Annotated in this window: 11 protein-coding genes and 1 pseudogene; 5 read left to right on the top strand and 7 right to left on the bottom strand. The window is 71.7% G+C overall.

Annotated elements, in window-relative coordinates; all coding sequences use genetic code 11:
- Position 1 precedes the first annotated feature (1 nt).
- Positions 2-697: pseudogene (locus ABD191_RS07825) on the top strand (ComF family protein); the annotation flags it as partial.
- 357 nt (positions 698-1,054) lie between these two features.
- On the top strand, positions 1,055-1,702 hold the full coding sequence (gene hpf, locus ABD191_RS07820; RefSeq protein ID WP_344078458.1) for a ribosome hibernation-promoting factor, HPF/YfiA family: 648 nt from the start codon (positions 1,055-1,057) through the stop codon (positions 1,700-1,702).
- Positions 1,703-1,765: 63 nt separating this feature from the next.
- Here hpf and ABD191_RS07815 read toward each other — a convergent pair whose 3' ends face one another.
- Genes ABD191_RS07815 through ABD191_RS07805 form a run of 3 tightly spaced genes read right to left on the bottom strand, consistent with a single transcriptional unit; the run spans position 1,766 to position 6,476 of the window.
- A complete protein-coding gene (locus ABD191_RS07815; RefSeq protein ID WP_344078456.1) occupies positions 1,766-2,908 on the bottom strand; it encodes a GNAT family N-acetyltransferase in 1,143 nt (380 codons plus the stop codon).
- Positions 2,898-4,079, bottom strand: coding sequence for a GNAT family N-acetyltransferase (locus ABD191_RS07810; protein ID WP_344078454.1), 1,182 nt, complete (start codon positions 4,077-4,079; stop codon positions 2,898-2,900). The genes ABD191_RS07815 and ABD191_RS07810 overlap by 11 nt, the downstream gene beginning before the upstream one ends.
- A 42-nt stretch (positions 4,080-4,121) precedes the next feature.
- Entirely contained in the window at positions 4,122-6,476 is a 2,355-nt protein-coding gene (locus ABD191_RS07805) for a glycosyltransferase family 2 protein (RefSeq protein ID WP_344078452.1), read from the bottom strand.
- Between the two features lie 228 nt (positions 6,477-6,704).
- On the opposite strand from ABD191_RS07805, the gene ABD191_RS07800 reads away from it, so the two are divergent.
- A complete protein-coding gene (locus tag ABD191_RS07800) occupies positions 6,705-7,772 on the top strand; it encodes a glycoside hydrolase family 6 protein (protein ID WP_344078451.1) in 1,068 nt (355 codons plus the stop codon).
- 3 nt (positions 7,773-7,775) lie between these two features.
- Here ABD191_RS07800 and glxA read toward each other — a convergent pair whose 3' ends face one another.
- Positions 7,776-9,713, bottom strand: coding sequence for a radical copper oxidase GlxA (gene glxA, locus ABD191_RS07795; RefSeq protein ID WP_344078450.1), 1,938 nt, complete (start codon positions 9,711-9,713; stop codon positions 7,776-7,778).
- 424 nt (positions 9,714-10,137) lie between these two features.
- Between glxA and secA the strand changes: the two genes are divergently transcribed.
- Positions 10,138-12,990: a preprotein translocase subunit SecA gene (secA, locus tag ABD191_RS07790; protein ID WP_344078449.1), complete on the top strand. Its 2,853-nt coding sequence runs from the start codon at positions 10,138-10,140 to the stop codon at positions 12,988-12,990.
- Between the two features lie 64 nt (positions 12,991-13,054).
- Here secA and ABD191_RS07785 read toward each other — a convergent pair whose 3' ends face one another.
- Both ABD191_RS07785 and ABD191_RS07780 read right to left on the bottom strand, forming a co-directional pair.
- Positions 13,055-13,810 carry an Rv3235 family protein gene (locus tag ABD191_RS07785; RefSeq protein ID WP_344078448.1) on the bottom strand — a complete coding sequence of 252 codons (756 nt, stop codon included), beginning with the start codon at positions 13,808-13,810 and terminating at the stop codon, positions 13,055-13,057.
- A 494-nt stretch (positions 13,811-14,304) separates the two neighbouring features.
- Entirely contained in the window at positions 14,305-14,532 is a 228-nt protein-coding gene (locus ABD191_RS07780; RefSeq protein WP_344078446.1) for a helix-turn-helix domain-containing protein, read from the bottom strand.
- A gap of 72 nt (positions 14,533-14,604) precedes the next feature.
- Here ABD191_RS07780 and ABD191_RS07775 point away from each other — a divergent pair, with 72 nt between their 5' ends.
- Positions 14,605-15,123: a DUF6912 family protein gene (locus ABD191_RS07775; RefSeq protein ID WP_344078444.1), complete on the top strand. Its 519-nt coding sequence runs from the start codon at positions 14,605-14,607 to the stop codon at positions 15,121-15,123.
- Here the strand turns inward: ABD191_RS07775 and ABD191_RS07770 are convergent.
- Positions 15,102-16,127: a hypothetical protein gene (locus ABD191_RS07770; protein ID WP_344078442.1), complete on the bottom strand. Its 1,026-nt coding sequence runs from the start codon at positions 16,125-16,127 to the stop codon at positions 15,102-15,104. The two genes, ABD191_RS07775 and ABD191_RS07770, sit on opposite strands and share 22 nt — an antisense overlap.
- Positions 16,128-16,219 lie beyond the last annotated feature (92 nt).

Here is a 16,219-nt window from a genome sequence, read left to right as displayed (position 1 = left end):
CATGAGAGCGATCGGGCGGCTGGCAGGGGTACTGGCAGATCTTGTGTTGCCGGTGACCTGCGCCGCGTGCGGCAGGCCGTCGCACGCGGTGGCCGCGTGCGAGGCGTGCCTGACCGCTCTCTCCGGTGCGGTGCCCGGGCCCACCCGGCCCGAGCCGGCCCCGGATGGCCTGCCGCCATGCGTGGCCGCCGCCACCTACGAGGGCCCGGTGCGGGAGCTGCTGCTCGCGTTCAAGGAGCGCGGGGAGCGCTCGCTCGCCGGGCCGCTCGGGCACGCGTTGGCCCGGGCGGTGGCCACCGGTGCGCCCGCCGGCTGCCAGCATCTGGTCCTGGTCGCGGTGCCGACCACGGCGGCCGCCGCCCGGCGGCGCGGCGGGGATCATATGGCCTGGCTGGTGAGCGCGGCCGCGCGTGCGCTGCGGCGCGCGGGGTGGCGGGTCACCGTGCTGAGGCCGGTGCGCGCGCGGCCCAGGGCCGACTCAACGGAGCTGGACCGGGCGGGACGCGCCCGGGCGGCGCGGGAGGCCTTCGCGCCGAGGAGGCGCACCGTCGCCCGGACGCCGCGCGGTGCCGGGGTCGTGGTGGTCGATGACGTCATCACCACGGGTGCGACCGTGGCGGCGGTGTCGCAGTTGCTGGCGCGGCTCGGCATGCCGGCGGCGTGGGCCGCCTCCGTGGCCGCGACCCGCCTGCGGCGCCCGTCGACCGTGCGTCAGCCGGTCGCGACCGCATCGCAGGAGCTGTGGATCACGTTACCGGGCGGCGTTCCGAGCCGGCGGCTGGATCACGGCAATGCCGGACACTTCACAGCTCATTCCCACTTTCGCGGCCAATGCGAAGATCTCCGGCAAACGGTTTTGGCGGGAGGGGTGACTAGCGGCCGTTGAAGGGTTAGCGTCGATGACCACGGGCAAGTTCTCCACCGCTGAGCACGTGCCCGTTCACCTTCTCGACACGCGGCCAGGCGGGGAGGCGCCGGGCCGCAGACGATTCCCATACCGCATGCCCCGCCCGGTGTCATCCGGGCACGAAGAGAACGCAGGGGGAGGCCAGGCGTGGACATTGTCGTCAAGGGTCTGAACGTCGAGGTGCCCGATCACTACCGCCAGCATGTCGCGGACAAGCTGCACAAGATCGAGCGCTACGACCAGAAGATCATCCGGACCGAGGTGGAGCTCTTTCACGAGCGCAATCCCCGTCAGTCCGACAACTGCCAACGGGTGGAGATCACGTGCTTGTCGCGCGGTCCGGTCGTTCGCGCCGAGGCGTGCGCGGCGGACTTCTATACAGCACTCGACAACGCGGTCTCCAAACTGGAAGGTCGAATGCGCCGGGCCGCCGACCGGCGGCGCGTGCACCGCGGTCGGCGGGCCCCGGTCTCGGTGGCGGAGGCCACCGCGCCGCTCGCTGGCGAGCTCACGGGGGACCTGTTCGCCACGCCGACGGCGGACCAGCCCGACCTCGCTAAACCCGCCGACGAGCAGGAAGTCGACGACCAGCCGTGGCACATCGCGCGGGAGAAGGTGCACCCCGCCGAGCCGATGACAATTGACGACGCGCTATTCGAGATGGAGCTCGTCGGCCACGACTTCTACCTGTTCTTCGACAAGGAGACCAGCCGCCCGAGCGTCGTCTACCGGCGCCGCAAGGGCTACGACTACGGGGTCATCAGCCTCAGCGAGTGGACCGGCGTCAGCCGCTAGCGCGCCGAGCACGTCAGCCAGCGGGCCCGCGCCAGAGCGGGCCGCTGGCGTCGTGCGTCTTACCTAGGCGGTCGGATCGTCCGGGAGCAGGGCGTACAGGATGTCGTCGACGCGGGGCTGCCCCGGGCCACCCGGCAGCCGGGCGCGCTGAAAGCCCTCGCGCCGGAAACCGGCCCGCTCGAGCACCCGCTGCGAGCCGACGTTGTCCGGCGCCGTGCCGGCGATGAGCCGCTCGATGCCGGCCTGGTCGAAGGCCCAGGCCGCGACCAGGCGCGTGGCACGGGTCGCGTACCCACGCCCCCGCGCTGACGCCGCCATGCCGTAGCCGAGCATGGCCTGGCCGGTGACCGGCTCCTGATAGAACAGGGCGATCTCGCCCAGGTACGCGCCCGATCCGGCGTCGCGGACGGTCAACGCGGCCGTCTCCCCGGCCAGCCACCGGGCGCCCGCCCGCTCGCACGCCTGCGTCACGTCCCCGGCGCTCGGCGGCACGGGCGGCACCGAGCGGGCGTACACGTCGGGCTCGCGGCGCAGGGCGTACGTGTCGGCCGCGTCGGCCGGCCCCAGCGGGCGCAGGCACACCACGCCGTCGGCGAGACAGCGGTCCGGGGGCGCGCCGGGGCCCGGCAGGTCGGGCAGCAGGCGCGGGGTCGGCGTGCCCGGGTCGCCGGCCAGGCGCACCCACACGAGCTGGTCGTACCGGTCGCCGCCGCGTCCCACGCCCGCGGCGCGGGCCACCGCCTCCCGGACGAAGCCGGCGCCCAGCGCCACCCGCTGGCTCGCCGCGTTCTCCCAGGCCGTACGCAGTTCCAGGCGGGCCACGCCGGCGCCGAAGGCGTACCCGGCCAGCGCCCGGGTGGCCGCGGTCGCGACGCCCCGGCCACGCGCCCAGGGCGCCACCCAGTACCCGATCTCCGCGCTGCCCGGGTCCTCCGCCGGCCGGTGCCGGGCGACCCCGATGCCACCCAGCAGCCTCCCCGACCCCGGGTCGGCGATCGCGTACGCGTACCCGCCGCGGGCGGCGGCGTCCGGCGCGCCCGTGGTGATCCACCACTCGGCGTCCGCCCGCGTGTACGGCCGCGGCAGCCCCGGCACGAACCGCTGGGTGAGGGCGTCGTCGCAGGCGGCCGCCACGTCGTCGGCGTCGGCGGCCCGGTACGGACGCAGCAGCACGCCCTCGCCCGGCACCTGCGGCTCAGCCGGCATGGCGGCCCTTACCGGCGACGCCCGGCGCGGCTACGTCCGTGGGCAGCAGCGCGCCGACCCAGGCGTCCACGTAGCCGTCGCGGGCGCGGCACCCGTCCCGCGCCACGCCCTCGACGACGAAGCCGGCGGCCTCGGCCACCCGGCGGGAGCCGTCGTTGCCCACGTACGCCCGCCACTCGATGCGCGCCAGGCCGCACGCCTCGAAGCCCCAGCGGGTCAGGGCCCGCAGCGCGGCGGAGGCGTACCCGCGCCCGCGCGCCCACGGGGCCAGCAGGAACCCGACGTCGCCCAGTTCCAGGCGGTCGCCGGAGACGCGCAGCTCCATCGACCCGGCGTAGCGCCCGGCCGGGTCGGCGATGGCGCAGACCATGCCCGTACCGGCCGTCCACTGCGCCGCCGTGTGCTCGCGGATGAAGAAGTCCCCGTCCGTGCGCCCGTACGGCTCCGGCACGGTGGTCCAGCGGATCGACTCGGGGTCGCGGCACGCGGCGACGATGTCCGCCAGGTCGCGCTCGGCGGGCGGGCGCAGCGTGATGGTCTCGCCGGACCGCGTGGTCGCGCTCAGGGTGGGTTGCCGCGCCGCGAAGGTGGCCGCCCGGCGCGTCACGAACGGCGGCAGCCAGTCGTCCGTCTCGCGCAGCTCGCCGGGGAGCAGGCTGCCCGTCCAGCCGTCGACGAGCCCGGCACGGCCGGTCAGCGCGCGGCGCTGGAGGCCCTCCATCCGGACGCCGATGCGCAGCGCGACCAGGCGCGAGTAGTGGTTGCCGACCTCGGCCCGCCAGACCAGGCGTCGCAGCCCCAGCGAGGCCAGCGCCCAGCGCGCCGTGGCCCGGGCCGCGTGCGTCCCGACGCCCCTGCCGCGCGCCCAGGGCGCGACCCAGTAGCCGATCTCGCCCCACCCGGCGGCCTCGTCCAGCGCGACGAGGCCGGCCGATCCGAGCAGCTCGCCGGTGGCGGCGTCGAAGACCCCGAGCGGGGCCAGGTTGCCGGTCGCCCACGCGTCGAGCGCGCTGGCGGTGAAGTCCACCGCGTGATGGCGCTCGTACGGCACCGGCACCATCGTCCACCGCTGGATCGCCGGATCCTGGCACGCGCGGTGGACCGCGTCGGCGTCGTCCGCCTGCCAGGGGCGCAGCAGCAGGCCCGCCTCGTGGATCTCGACTGGTCGCATGGAGCCGATCCTGCCTGAGCGGCGTGACCGGCTCCAAGCGGGTTAACCGCGTGGGGCGCCGGTGTGATCGCCGAGGGCGAGCGGATGCGTCGGGTCATCGTCCAATCCGGCCGGGCGGCCGGTGGTCGGCTCGACGGGACGAGCCTGCGCCGGGATCGCCGGCAGCGCCAACATGGCCGAGCGCTCCTCGGGGGCGGCCGGCAGCGCGGGCACGGCGCCCAGCGAGTCCAGCTCCGGAATCGCGGCGAGGTCCACCTCGAACAGCGGCGCCTTGACGCGCGCCTCGCGCGCCCGGCTGAGCCTCGGCGGCGGAGCCGTGGAGCCGGCCGACGGCAGGGCGGCGGCCGCCTTGGCTGCCCTGCGCGCCGCCCGACGGCTCTTCGGCGGGACGGGGACGATCCCCGCCGGGGGTGCCGTGGTGCCCCGCGCGGCCGTGCCGGTGCCCAGCTTCGCCGATGTCATGAGCATCACCGGGTCGGTGCCGCCGGTCGCGCCGACCGTGATGGCGCTCGGGGCCGGCACGGGAACGGCCGATGGGGCGGCTCCGACGCCGGCTCCGGCCGGCGCCTCGAAGTGCGGTTGCCCGTAGGCGGGGATCTCGAAGGAGGACTGGTCCAGCGCGGCCAGGTCGTCGTCGGTGACCGTGGGATGCGCGACCGCGGGCATCTGGGCCTGTCGCGCGAGCCGCCTGTTCCGGAGGAACTCCATGCGCCACAGTAACAGCGGCGCCAGACAGATCAGCAGGTTCACTGTCGGCCACACCGCCACGGCGAAGTTGGCGTGGCCGAGATAGAACGCGACCGCGAGCGCGGCGGCGAGCAGGGCCGCCCACTGCAGGTGCCGGCGGAACACCCAGATCGTGTCGCGGCTGCGGGAGGTGCCCTTCGGCGTCACCACGAACCGGGCGGGGCGCATCAGGATCGTCGCGATGAGCTGGGAGGCGTAGATCGGTGACGAGATCACCGACATCAGCATGCCCTTGAGACCGGTCGACCCCTCCACCTCGTACGGGCTGACGTTGTAGCGCCGGCTGCTAACGTAGAGCCAGAGCTGGAAGACGGTCGCGTCCGCGTACAGGGCGAGCCAGATCGACGGTGAGACCGTGAGGCCGTGCGCGCCGACAGCCAGGTAGAGGACCGCGTTGATACCGCCGAGCAGCCAGCCCACGGCCATGGAGGGGTAGAACGTGGTGATCAGGCAGTAGTGCAGCAGCTGGCCGGGGGTCAGCCGCCACGCGCGCCGCCAGTACGTCTTGGCGAGGATGTCGAACGTGCCGCGCGACCAGCGCATCTGCTGGCTGAAGTAGTCGCGCCACGACTCGGGTCCCTCGCCGGCGGCGAGCACGTCGGGGGTGTAGATGGACTTCCACCGCCGCCGGGTGGCCGGGTTGCGGGTGGTGTGCATCCGGATGCCGGTCGCCATGTCCTCGGTGATCGAGTCGGCGAGGCCGCCGATGCTGCGCAGCGCGGAGATGCGGATGGCGTTGTTCGTGCCGACGAGCATCGCGGCGTGGTACCGGTTGGCGGCCCGCTGGATGATGCCGTGGAACGGGAACTGCTGGGACTCCGCACCCCGGGTGACGTACGTCTGGCCGTTCTTGTAGCACTGCGGCCCGACGACGTAGGCGACGTTGGGGTCGCGGAAGTAGCCGAGGATGCGCTCGACGAAGTTCGGCAGCGGCACGTGGTCGGGGTCGACGGACAGGAACACGTCGTACTCGTCGCCGTGCGCGTCCAGCCAGGCGTTGTAGTTGCCGTGCTTGGTGCGGGCGCGGAACGGGCCCTTGCGGGTGTTGTACCGCTCGATGCCCTTGCGGCTGAAGTGCCGCACGCCGATCTCCTCGCACGCGGCGACGACGGCGGGGTCGTTGCCCTCGTCGAGCAGCCACACGTCGAGCCGGCCCGCGTACTCGATGCGCCGGGCGGCCTTGAGCGTCTCCAGCACGACCGCCAGCGGTTCCTTGCTCGGCACGATCGTGGTGAGGAACGCCAGGCGCAGGCTGGGGTCCGGCGTGACCGGGATCGGGTCGCGGGCCACCACGGAGGCCAGCGAGAGGGAGATCACGTTGACGAGCCGGAACAGCTCCATGATCCCGACGGCCACGATGACGAAGATGTTGATGCCGACGAGCCAGCCGGAGCCCTCGAATGACGGATAGTGCTCCGGGCTCAGCAGCCAGCGGAAGAAGAGGGCCGCGATCGTGACGTTCAGCAGCGCGATGATCACACGTTTGACCAGGCTGCCCAGGCCGTCGGTGCGGACCAGCGTGCGGAACCTGACGCGGTACCGCCCCGCCGGTGGTGCGTGGATGGGCCCGGTCAGCTGGCTGTAGGCCTCCAGGTCGCCGAGCGTGCGGCGAATGGTGCGGCCGCGTACCGGTGGCGTGGCGGTCTGCATGACCCCCCTATTTATTCCTATTTTTTGTCAATGTGAGCCATGCGCAATTCGGAGCTGAATTAATTTAACTTGGCGCGGATTTCCAGTCCAGAATTACGGGTCGTAAAGAGTTGCTTACTCCGCCTCCTGGCCAGCGATTACATGAAAACATAAAGAGTTCCCAGGAATCCTGACAGGAATCTGACACTGATCATACGGTCTTGCGGCCCTCCCTAGAATTCGGAACTTATGAGCCGCGTGATAAGCCCGAAACCGGCGCGTACGGTCGCCGTCATATCCGTCGTACTTATTGGTCTTTTGTCGGGGTGTGGCGACGAGCCGCCGGCACAGCCCGAGGTCTGGGACACCGGTCTCAACGGGCCCGCCGGCACGCGCGGCCCCGGCGGCACCGAGCCGATCGCCGGCCGGCAGCTTTACGTGAACCCCGAATCGTCCGCCGCCAAGCAGATCGCGGCCTGGCGGGCCGAGGGGCGCACGGCCGACGCCGAGGCGATCGCCGAGATCGCCGACCGGCCCACCGCCGTCTGGCTCACCGCCGACGCCGGCGCGGTGGAGGCCCAGGTTGATCGTGTCGTGGGCGCGGCGCAGGCCGCCGACCGGCTGCCTGTCCTCGTGACGTACAACATTCCGCACCGCGACTGCGGCGGGTACTCCAGCGGCGGTGCGGCCTCGCCGGAGGCCTACCGGGAGTGGATGGCCGCGATCGCGCGTGGCATCGGCGGCCGGCCGGTGGTCGTGATCCTCGAACCGGACGCGATCCCGCACGTGCTCGACGGCTGCCTCACCGAGCGCATCAACGAGCGCTTCGCGCTGCTCACCGAGGCCATCGCCACGCTCAAGGCGACCGGCCGGGCCCGCGTCTACCTCGACGCCGGCAATCCCAACTGGGTCGACGACGTGCCGAAACTGGCCCGCGCGCTGCGCCACGGCGGGGTGGAGGCCGCGGACGGCTTCTCGCTCAACGTGTCCAACTTCATCGACCTCGACAAGAACCTCGACTACGGCGCCCGGGTCTCCGACGAACTGGGTGGCGCGCACTTCGTCATCGACACCAGCCGCAACGGCAACGGGGCCCTGCCCGCTGGCGGCCAGACCGATGGCGGGCCCAACTGGTGCAACCCGCCCGGTCGCGCCCTGGGGCACCCGCCGACCACCGAGCCCGACGTGGACCGCGTCGACGCGTACCTGTGGGTGAAGTTCCCCGGCGAGTCGGACGGCGCGTGCCGGCCGGGCGAGCCGAGGGCGGGTCAGTGGTGGCCCGACTACGCCCTCGGCCTGGTCGCCTCGACGAAGTAACGGCTACCCGACGAACACCCAGTGGGCGACCGAGGGGACGCCCCGCTTGTCCGTCAGGAACAGCATGTACGGCCCGGGCGGCACGAGCGCGCGCTGCTTCGGGACGGTGAGCTTCACGCCGGTCGCCGTGGGGGTCATCTCCAGCGCGACCGAGCGCTGCTCCACGTCCGTGACGTGGGTGCTCGCCCCCGGCCGCAGGAGCCGTGCGGTGGCCAGCTGGCTGGGGTCGGACGTGGTGAACTCGCCCGTCTTGCCCCAGCTCAGCTTGTCCGGGCCGGCCATGATCGCGGGGCGCACGCCGCCCTGGTAGAGGTAGGCCGGCGTGAACACCTCCAGCCGCTGCTCGAACGGCGCGGTGATGGTGTCGAGCTTGTCGGCGAACAGCGGGTTGGAGCCCACGGTCAGCACCCGCCCGTCGGGCAGCAGCACGCCCGCCGAGTGGTAGTCGCGCCCGACGTTGGGGTCGGCGGCGTACGACAGGGTGTTCGTGTCCGGGTGGTAGATGCGCGCGTTGTTGTTGTCGCTCGCGCCGCGGCCCCGGTAGCCCTTGGACCCGTTGGAGATCAGGGTGGTGTCGTCCGGCAGGGTCACCAGGATCGGGTACCGCGCGGCCTCGGGCAGGTCCGGTCCGGGGGTGAAACGGGGGGTCTCGGCGTCGAGGTCGACGATGTCGATGCGGGCGGTCGACTTCGGGGAGTCGCCGACGCCACCGCCGCCGACCACCATGAGCTTCTGGTCCTGCACCGGACCGACCCACACGGAGCCGCTGGTCTCCAGCATGTCGGCGTCGCGGATGCCCGGCACGAGGGTGAGCTTGTTGGTCCTGAGGTCCCAGAACGCGGGGTCGCGTCCCTTGGTCGCGGGGCCGTAGCCGGAGTTGGAGCCGGAGTAGAACAACACCCCGGGCTTGGCCGTCTGGAAGATCGCCGGGTACGTCGGGAAGTACTGCTGCAGATCCTTACGCTCGGTCCAGGCCTTCGTCTTCGGGTCGTAGATCTCGTTGATGCCGGGCACCACCTGGCCCGCCCCGTCGAGGCCGGACACCGCGATGACGCGCCCGTCGGGCAGGCCGGTCAGCGTCGGGTACCAGCGCTGCTCGGCCATGTCGCCGACCCGCTCGTACTGCTCGGTGTACGGGTTGAACTCGAACGCCTCACGCCGGCCCTGGAAGTCCTGCTTGTCCAGGGTCATCTTCTCGTTGAGGCCGTAGATGTTCTCCCGGTCCTGGCCGATAAGGCCGGTGATCTTGTAGTTCGCGCGCAGCGGGGTGACCCCGGACGGGCCCTCGACCGTGGACTCGACCCAGATCGAGGTCGTGCTGGCCGTGACCTTGGCGCCGCCCTTGACGATGACCTTGGTGGCGGGCTGGACGGTGAACTCCGACGTCGCCGTGAACTTCTTTCCGGCCGGCGAGACGAACTCCGTGCCCTTGGGGAAGACACGCGGTCCGCCGTTCGGCGACTCGTTCTTCACCACCATGAGGCCGGCGGCCCGGGTGACCTGGGGTTCGAGGACCTCGTAGCGCAGCGTGCCACCCGCGACGAGCAGCTTGCCGTCGGGCAGGAAGGCGTGGCCCGCGCAGAAGATGTCGGTCGGCGTGGAGATCAGCCGGGTCCGGCCGGTCGCCGGGTCGTACACGAGGCTCTTGAACGTGCCCGCGGCGAACTGCTCCGTGTCGTTGCCGGAGCCGGCGATGATCAGGATCCGGCCGGTCGGCAGCAGCGCCGCGTGGATGGCGTTGACCCGCACGTCCGGTGGCAGCTCGATCACGTCCCACTTGCCGTACCGGGACTTGTAGTCGTCGCTGTTGATCAGTTGATCGTGCATGTAGTCGGAGACATACGACCACGCAGGTGGCGTGTTAGCGCCAAGAATGACCACAACGGCCAGTACGCCCATGATGAACCGCCTGCGACGCAGACCGCGCGGCATCTCTCTCATTACCGTCCTCCTCAACGCCCCTGGAGGATAGGAAGATCCGCGTGTGGCGCGCATCCGGCGGACGGGTGGAGTGCTCGGTGGGCGAACGGTGGCCGTTGTATCACCGGAACGTCTCTGGTATAGCCGTCCCGGTCGAAAATCCGCAGGCGGTGTTTCCATGAGCATTTGGGGGCCTGTGCCGGCGAGCCGAAACGTGATTCCCGCCACATCCGGGTGCCTGTCAGGCTGCTCGGGGGAGCCCGAGCTGGGTTCTGTACTGGCGACTACCGGACACAGGAGTCGCTCACATGCTGGGCGATTTGCCGTAATGATGCCTGCCGGGTGGGCGCGGGAGGCGGCTTCGGGTCGACAGCGCCTACGATGGTCGGCGCAGGCATGTTTGTCCTCCGGCTTTCACCGGCAGGGCCGTAGGGAGCGCTGACCCGTGTCGATTCTGGAAAAGATCCTCAACGCCGGCGAGGGCCGGACTGTTCGCCGCCTCCGGGCGATCGCGGACGCCGTCAACTCGATCGCCGACCATTACACCGACTTGTCAGACGATGAGCTGCGCGACATGACGGACGCGTTCCGCGAACGGTACGCCGAGGGCGAGAGCCTCGACGACCTGCTGCCGGAGGCGTTCGCGGTGGCCCGGGAGGCCGCCAGCCGGGTGCTCGGCCAGCGGCCGTACGACGTGCAGGTGATGGGTGGCGCCGCGCTGCACTTCGGCAACATCGCCGAGATGAAGACCGGTGAGGGCAAGACGCTGACGAGCGTCATGGCCGTGTACCTCAACGCGATCGCCGGCAAGGGCGTGCACGTGGTCACGGTGAACGACTACCTGGCCCAGCGCGACGCCGAGTGGATGGGCCAGGTGCACCGGTTCCTGGGGCTGACCGTGGGCGTGATCCTGCCGAACCAGAAGCCGGAGCAGCACCGCGCCGCCTACGAGTGCGACATCACGTACGGCACGAACAACGAGTTCGGCTTCGACTACCTGCGCGACAACATGGCGTGGTCGAAGGACGAGCTGGTCCAGCGCGGTCACTTCTTCGCGGTCGTCGACGAGGTCGACTCGATCCTCATCGACGAGGCCCGGACGCCATTGATCATCTCCGGCCCTGCCGAGCAGTCGGCCCGCTGGTACGGCGAGTTCGCCAAGGTCGTCGACCGGCTCACCCCCGGCAAGGACGGCGAGGGCGACTACGAGGTCGACATCTCCAAGCGGACCGTGGCCGTCACCGAGCGCGGCGTCGGCCGGGTCGAGGACTGGCTGGGCATCGACAACCTCTACGAGTCGGTCAACACCCCGCTCGTGGGCTACCTCAACAACGCGCTCAAGGCCAAAGAGCTGTTCAAGCGCGACAAGGACTACATCGTCAACGACGGCGAAGTGCTGATCGTCGACGAGTTCACCGGCCGCATCCTGTATGGCCGCCGGTACAACGAGGGCATGCACCAGGCGATCGAGGCGAAGGAAGGGGTGGAGATCAAGCAGGAGAACCAGACGCTCGCGACGATCACCCTCCAGAACTACTTCCGCCTGTACGAGAAGCTGGGCGGCATGACCGGTACGGCGCAGACCGAGGCGGCCGAGTTCCAGAAGGTCTACAAGGTCGGCGTGGTGACCATCCCCACCCACCGCCCCATGATCCGTCAGGACAAGGCCGACGTGATCTACAAGTCGGAGAAGGCCAAGTTCAACGCGGTCGTCGAGGACATCGTCGAGCGCCACGCCAAGGGCCAGCCGGTGCTCGTGGGCACGGTCAGCGTCGAGAACTCCGAGATCCTGTCGCAGATGCTTCGCCGGCGCGGCATCCCGCACTCGGTCCTCAACGCGAAGTACCACGCCAAGGAGGCCGAGATCGTGGCCCAGGCCGGCCGCAAGGGTGCGGTCACGGTCGCCACGAACATGGCCGGCCGCGGCACGGACATCCTGCTCGGCGGCAACGCCGAGTTCCTCGCCGCGGCGGAGCTGCGGGCCCGCGGGCTCGACCCCGAGGAGAGCCCGGACGAGTACGCCACGGCGTGGGAGGACGCCCTGCCCCGCTGGAAGAAGCAGTGCGACGAGGAGGCCGAAGAGGTCGTGGCGGCCGGCGGCCTCTACGTGCTCGGCACCGAGCGGCACGAGTCCCGGCGCATCGACAACCAGCTGCGCGGCCGCTCCGGCCGCCAGGGCGACCCGGGCGAGTCCCGCTTCTACCTGTCGCTGCAGGACGAACTCATGAAGCGGTTCCGCGCCAACGCGGTGCAGGCCGTCATGGACAGGCTGAACATGCCCGAGGACCTGCCCATCGAGTCGAAGATGGTGTCCCGGCAGATCAAGTCGGCGCAGACCCAGATCGAGGGCCAGAACGCCGAGATCCGCAAGGACGTCCTCAAGTACGACGAGGTGCTCAACAAGCAGCGCCAGGTGATCTACGCCGAGCGCGCCCGCGTGCTCAACGGCGAGGACCTGCACGACCAGGTCAGCAACATGATCGACGACACCGTCCGGGCGTACGTCCAGGGCGCCACCGCCGAGGGGTACGCCGAGGACTGGGACCTCGACCAGCTGTGGAGCGGCCTCAAGCAGCTCTACCCGGTGGGCATCACCATCGAGGAGCTGGAGGAGGAGTCCGGCGGCGGCCGCGCCGGCATGGACGCCGAGTTCCTTGAGGCCAAGCTCATCGACGACGCGCACGCCGCGTACGCGGCCCGCGAGGAGGAGATCGGCTCCGAGCCGCTGCGCGAGCTGGAGCGCCAGGTGCTGCTCGCCGTTATCGACCGCAAGTGGCGCGAGCACCTCTACGAGATGGACTACCTCAAGGACGGCGTCGGCCTGCGCGCGTACGCCCAGCGCGACCCGCTGGTGGAGTACCAGCGCGAGGGCTACGACATGTTCGCCCAGATGCTCGAGGGCATCAAGGAGGAGGCGGTCGGCTTCCTGTTCAACATCGAGGTGCAGGTCGAGGAGCAGGCCCCCGAACTCGGCGTCGGCTCCCAGCCGCCGGTCGAGATCAAGGCCAAGGGCCTCGGCGGCCAGAGCCGCCCCCAGCAGCCCCTGTCCTACTCCTCGCCCTCCATCGACGGCGCCGCCGGCGCCGGCGGGGTGGTCGTGGAGCAGGAGGCGCCCGCGCTCGGCATCGGCGGCCAGGCCCAGCGGCCCAACCGCGGCCCCGCGTCCGCGACCGCGGCCGGCGCGAAGCAGCCGTCGGCCGGCCAGGCCGTCGGCTCGGGCCCGTCGCGCAACGCCCCGTGCTACTGCGGGTCGGGCAAGAAGTACAAGCGCTGCCACGGCGCGCCCGGCGGCGCCTGAGCGCCGTCCCGTGCTGAGACCCGGAGCGCCCGCCGGCCCTGTGCCGCCGGGCGCTCCGGGCGTTTCACAGCACCCGCAGGTGGGTGCAGGTCCAGCGCCGGTCGGCCAACTCCAGCCGCAGGGTCACCGCCCGGGTGCGCTGCCGGCGCTCCATCAGCACGACGACCTCCGCCACCCCGGTGAGCGGCTCGCCGATGTGCACCCGACGCACGGCCGGCCGACCGGCGCGCTCAGGGCGCGGCCCGCGTGGTGGCGCGCCGGTCGCGGCACGGGTGGTCACCGGCGTCCGGCCGCGCGGCACCAGGTCGGCGACCAGCGGCTCCCCGTTCGCGGTCAGCGCCGACAGCTGGCGGGTGATCTCCACGTACTCGTCCGGCGCGCACAGCGCCCGTAGCTGGGACACGGGCCGGTAACCCCCGAGCACCTCCAGGCACGCGGCGAGGAACCGGTGCACCGCCAGCCGCGCGCTCGTCTGCTGCTGATTGCCGCGCGGCTGGTTGTCGCCTGGCGCCGCGCCGCCGCGACCGGCGGTGTTCGCGTGGGTGCGGAGGGGCGCTCCGTCCGGGCGGGCGCCGGGGGCCGGGGCGGAGTCCGCTCCGCCCGGGGCGTCCGCGGCGTCCGCTGCGTCCGCGGCGTCCGTGCCGGCCGGCCGCAGCGGGAAGGGCAGCGTGGGCGCGGAGGCCGCGTAGGGGTCCGCACCGGCGCGGGACCACTCGTCATCGGTGGGCGGCTCCAGCGGCGGCACCGGACGGACGCGGATCGGCGGGCGAGGGCTCGACGTCTCGCGTTCCGACGGGCGTACTCGCAGGGTTGCGGACATCGCGGCCTCCTCAACGGGACGAACCTTACGTTTGCCTTCGTTTGCCTTCGAAGCTCAGTGTGGCGGGAGACATTGATGAACGCAAGAAGCTTCCGTTTGGATTCGTTTGCCTGTGGATAACGCGAGGGCGTGTGAGTGGCGGCGCTCGGTTTCGCCAAAGGCGACCTTTTGGCGGGCGTGCGGGCGCACCACCTCGCCAAAGGCAACCTTTTGGCGGGCGTGCGGGCGCGTCACCTCGCCAAAGGCAACCTTTTGGCGGGTGGGGGGCCGGTTGACCTCGCCAGAGTCGCGTCTTTGGCGGGGTAGGGGCCGCCGTCGGTCGCCAGAGTCGCGTCTTTGGCGGGGTAGGGGCCGCCGTCGGTCGCCAAAGTCGCGTTTTTGGTGAGGTGAAGGCTCCTCGGGGTCGCCAAAGTCGCGCCTTTGGCGGCAGGCGGGGCACGCGGGGTCGCCAAAGGCACGCTTTTGGCGAGGGGAGACCGACGGACGAGGAAGGGTTAGGTGTCGTCGCGGTCGATGAGGGGGTTGGTGCGGACCCATTGCGCCGTCTCGGCGTACTTGCCCTCGATGTAGTCCTCCAGGCGGGCGCGCTCGATGCGCCACTGCCCCCGGCCGCCGACCTTGATTGCGGGCAGTTCCCCGCTGCGTACCATGTGGTAAACCTGCGACAGGGAGACCGCGAGTTCGTCGGCGACGTCCTGCATGGTCATGAACCGGGCGGTCATCGCGGAGTCTCCCAGAGTCGGTGGCAGCCTCAGTTTGCCACTGGAAGCCTGCGATTAACCACTGGAGCGCGCGTGCCGACGAGCCTCATCCGCGTCTACCTGCCGGCCACCGTGCCGGCGCTCGCCGAGCTGCGGGACAAGGGCGCCGCGTGGCTGCCCGACGGTGTCCTCGCGCACGCGGTCACGCCCGGCCTGCGGGAGTGGTACGCGGAGGGCGACGAGGAGGAGCTCGAGTACGTCGCGTTCACGCACGCCGCGCAGGAGGCGCTGGTCCTGTTGCAGCGCGACACGGCAGCACCCCGCCGGCGGGTGGTCATCTCCGTGGACCTGCCGGCGAACGCTGTGCCGCCCGCCACCCGTGAGCTGGGCGAGAGCGGGGTCCGGCTGACCGGGGAGGTCCCGCTGTCCGCCGTCGCGGCGATCCACGTGGACACCGAGGAGGCGGAGCCGGACGTGCGGCAGGCGGCCGCCGTGGTGCACATCGCGGCGCTGGGCGACGAGGACGCGCAGTTCACCGTGGATGGCGCCGAGGACCACGAGTTGGCGTGGTACGACCCGTCGGAGCTGGATCAGCTCGTCGAGGGCGGCTGAGCCGCCGCCTCGCTGTCGTCCTCGTGCGCGGGCTTGAGCGTACGGCCGTGCAGCACCATCGCGATGATCCCACCGAGGAAGCCGACCGCGAGAGCGAAGTTGATCCGGTTCTCGCCGAGGTAGCTGATCGCGAAGGCGTCCCAGGAGGAGAAGCCGCTGGCGACCCGGAGCAGTTGCGCGCCGCCCAGCCGGGTGATGATCTCGGCGACGACGTAGAGGAGGCCCGGGGCCGCGCCGGCGAGCAGGAACATCGGCCAGCGCAGGCCGGCGCGGCGCAGGCACAGGTATGCGGTGACCCCGGCCGCCAGCCCGCCCACCAGGGCGGAGGTCAGGGAGAACCAGCCCGCGGCCGCGCTCTGCGAGCGGACCGTGTCGGCCGCGCCGAACAGCGACTTGAGCGGCTCCTGGAAGATCGTCAGGACCGCGGTCGTGAGGAACACCACCAGCACGCCCGCGACCCCGGCGCGCGTGATCCTGACGGGTGCGGCGGCGAGCGCGCCGCCGATCAGCGCGGCCAGCGCGGTCGTGATGGCGAGCCCGCGCACGGCCGAGGTGGCGCCGTACGCGACGAGGATCACCCCGGCGGCCACCACGCCGACGACCAGGCCCACGCCGCCGGTCACCGCGGCCCGCCTGGCGACCCGCGCCGCGAGCCCCGGCCAGGGGGAGGCGGCCGGTTCGGCCGGCGTCTCGGACGGGTCGTCCACAGCCCCGTCCGCCACCCCGTCGGTGGCGGGTTCGGTGCGGGCGGCCAGGCGCAGCGCCGCGAACAGGCCCGCCGCGACGCCCGCGACCAGGCTCGCCGTGATCACGCCGGGCAGCGCGAGGGCCACGGAGCTGATCGCCACGGCGGGGTCGTCGAGGTTGCGCGCGATCGAGGCGTGCGCCGCCCACATCTCGCGCGCCAGCCACAGCAGGCTCAGGACGAGCAGCACGAGTCCGCCGGGGGCGCGTACCCGGGAAACGGGGGAGGCGTCGGCCGGGGCGAGGCCAGTCTGGGTCATGTCGGTCTCCTTGTCGCGGCCGGGCCGTGCCGCGGGCCCACCCAGGGTACGCGGGCACGCGGGGCCGGCTGGGACGGCCGTCACCCGCGCAG

This window comes from Luedemannella helvata (genome assembly GCF_039528415.1).
Taxonomy (GTDB): domain Bacteria; phylum Actinomycetota; class Actinomycetes; order Mycobacteriales; family Micromonosporaceae; genus Luedemannella; species Luedemannella helvata.
Note: the sequence above shows the minus strand (reverse complement) of the source record. Positions and strands in the feature narration are given on the sequence as shown.

Coding starts and splice junctions, on each gene's coding strand:
- ABD191_RS07815 (WP_344078456.1), bottom strand. CDS start 2,908: ATGCCGGCTGAGCCGCAGGTGCCGGGCGAGGGCGTGCTGCTGCGTCCG.
- ABD191_RS07810 (WP_344078454.1), bottom strand. CDS start 4,079: ATGCGACCAGTCGAGATCCACGAGGCGGGCCTGCTGCTGCGCCCCTGG.
- ABD191_RS07805 (WP_344078452.1), bottom strand. CDS start 6,476: ATGCAGACCGCCACGCCACCGGTACGCGGCCGCACCATTCGCCGCACG.
- ABD191_RS07800 (WP_344078451.1), top strand. CDS start 6,705: ATGAGCCGCGTGATAAGCCCGAAACCGGCGCGTACGGTCGCCGTCATA.
- glxA (WP_344078450.1), bottom strand. CDS start 9,713: ATGAGAGAGATGCCGCGCGGTCTGCGTCGCAGGCGGTTCATCATGGGC.
- ABD191_RS07785 (WP_344078448.1), bottom strand. CDS start 13,810: ATGTCCGCAACCCTGCGAGTACGCCCGTCGGAACGCGAGACGTCGAGC.
- ABD191_RS07780 (WP_344078446.1), bottom strand. CDS start 14,532: ATGACCGCCCGGTTCATGACCATGCAGGACGTCGCCGACGAACTCGCG.
- ABD191_RS07770 (WP_344078442.1), bottom strand. CDS start 16,127: ATGACCCAGACTGGCCTCGCCCCGGCCGACGCCTCCCCCGTTTCCCGG.